The following is a 2033-nucleotide window of genomic DNA, read 5'->3' as shown; positions in this document are numbered from 1 at the left end:
GTACTTCTACAACTCGGCGTACCCGAATAACGGCTGGCAACCGCCCGCGGGCAGCGAGCTGATCCAGGCGACCGACTACATCAAGGCAATGGGTAACAACACGAAGAGTGCTTCCAGCCCGTTGAACGTCGAGATCGACGTCGTCGACGTTCACCCGTACTTCAGCAGCGCCGACTACCAAACGCTGATGCAGTCGTTCAAGACGACCGTTTCGAATCTGGTCGCTAGCGGTCCCAAGCCGATCTGGATCACGGAAACCAACGACGGGACGACCCGTACGGACGCCGGACAACTCGCGGCATTCAATCAGTTGAAGGTGCTGATGGACAACGGTTCGGTGGCAAAGGCGTTCTGGTATGTCGTGCGTAACGGCGATCCGAGCAACGGGGAAGGCGACGGCTACTCAATCTACGATTACAACCGTAACCTGATTTGTCCGCAGCTTGCCGCCGCTATTCGGGCCTACACCGCGAGCATCCCGCGAGCGCAGCGATTCCTATCGGGTCCCTACCTGACCCCGGTCCAGTGAAGGCGTCTAATTGCAATCGATGAGATGAACGCGAACGCCGACTCCGCCGTTTGCGTCATTTTGCTGTTCTGCCCTGCTCCAACGTGCTTGATGGTGTTGCAAAGAGGAAGCTGCGGACATCCGCAATAACGGATGAATCATAAGAGGGCGATGAGACTAATTATCCTCCTTTGATCCTCTCGCGCGCGCAACGCAAAGCGCACACGCGAAGACCCCAATCGCCACGCCGATCAGCAGACAGGCGGCATGCGTCAAGAAAGTTACCATCTTCCACTCCCTTTACGACCACATCGAATTTTTGAGAAGTTGAACAGCACGATGTCATCGGTGGCGTAGCTATGGCTTGAGATCTTCCCTAGCGGCACCGGACAGTGTGATGAAGGCGATCCAAAGTCCGGCAGAGATTGACAAGGGCGCAATGTCCCGCTTGCGGATGGATGCCGACCTAATAATCGAACTCACTATACCACGGGTTTAGCCACGCTTTCGGCGCCAAACTTTAGAATGGCAAGCGCATTGCATCGCCGGCGGCGCGCGGGTTCAGAAGAACGTGACGTACGAAAATAGCCGACGCGGTAGGCGAGCGCGAAGATGCCGGCGTCGCGATGGACGAATATCAGCAGCATCAAAATGGCAGACGCCGGCCGGCACAAACAGAGAGGTCGGAAAGATCCCGCCATAGATGAAGACGCCGGTGCCCGTGCGCTCAGCTTTCAAAAGCGCCATCAGGCAGATGAAGTGCCCGGCGAACGCAGTGATCGATAAGAAACGGACCGTGGCGATCTTCGTGTACTCCCTTTCGCTGGTCAGCGCTTCACCCAGCGTCTGTTGCAGAAACACGCCGAATGCGAGGGCGATCACCGGGATCGAATCGGAGGGGCGGAAATGATCGTGGGCCACCAAGCGCGGGCCGATCGGTATGGCGACGGCGCTGGAACTCGTCATTGCGCGCACGGCCTGGGCCTTGTCCGCCGCCATGCACGCAACCTCCAGACGCAAGCCGATTAACGAGCTAATAAAAAGTACCCGAGAGCCGTCGGCCCGCAGAACTTCCCGATCAATAGAATCGAAACGGAATTGAGCGCCTGACTCAGTACAACTCCAGCGACACTGACGAATGAGTCTTTGATATCCGCCAATCATCCACGCCGAAAGTCGGCTGATTTTTCATCGCCATTCGTGACGACGGCCCTCGCGCCGTGAAGGCTAGCCTTTCTGCGTCTTTCCGCTGGCGGGCAATGCATCGAGATAGGAAGCACTGCGATAGAGGTCTGCGCGCGCGCCCAGACTATAGCGATAGACATCCGTATCGATCCCGTTGAAGATCACACCCTTCACCCGGGCATTCGCCTGCTTGAGCTGCGCGGTCGCCTCCACCACCTGCGCAATGGAAGTGGTCTCGAAGCGGGTCACCAGCAGCACGGTGCCGCAGCTATCCGCAAGCGCGGTCGCGTCGGATACGGCGAGCACCGGCGGCGTGTCGATCAGCACGATGTCGTATTCG

The 2033-nt window shown here is 58.0% G+C and carries 3 protein-coding genes; 1 reads left to right on the top strand and 2 read right to left on the bottom strand.

Features of this window, described 5'->3' with window-relative positions; translation table 11 throughout:
• On the top strand, window positions 1-529 hold a 529-nt coding region (locus F6X39_RS35950), incomplete at its 5' end, for a glycosyl hydrolase (protein ID WP_262414942.1).
• Window positions 530-1069: 540 nt separating this feature from the next.
• On the opposite strand, the gene F6X39_RS35945 is transcribed toward F6X39_RS35950, so the two are convergent.
• Together F6X39_RS35945 and F6X39_RS35940 are read right to left on the bottom strand one after the other, a co-directional pair.
• Window positions 1070-1507, bottom strand: coding sequence for a hypothetical protein (locus F6X39_RS35945; RefSeq protein WP_262414941.1), 438 nt, complete (start codon window positions 1505-1507; stop codon window positions 1070-1072).
• Window positions 1508-1735: 228 nt separating this feature from the next.
• On the bottom strand, window positions 1736-2033 hold a 298-nt coding region (locus F6X39_RS35940; protein ID WP_410450763.1), incomplete at its 5' end, for a tyrosine-protein kinase family protein.

The organism is Paraburkholderia sp. UCT2, assembly GCF_014397665.1.
Lineage (GTDB): Bacteria > Pseudomonadota > Gammaproteobacteria > Burkholderiales > Burkholderiaceae > Paraburkholderia > Paraburkholderia tuberum.
This window is presented reverse-complemented; position numbering and strand designations above follow the sequence as displayed.

Excerpts from the sequence above, each read along its gene's own strand:
- F6X39_RS35945 (WP_262414941.1), bottom strand. The coding sequence starts at position 1,507 with ATGGCGGCGGACAAGGCCCAGGCCGTGCGCGCAATGACGAGTTCCAGC.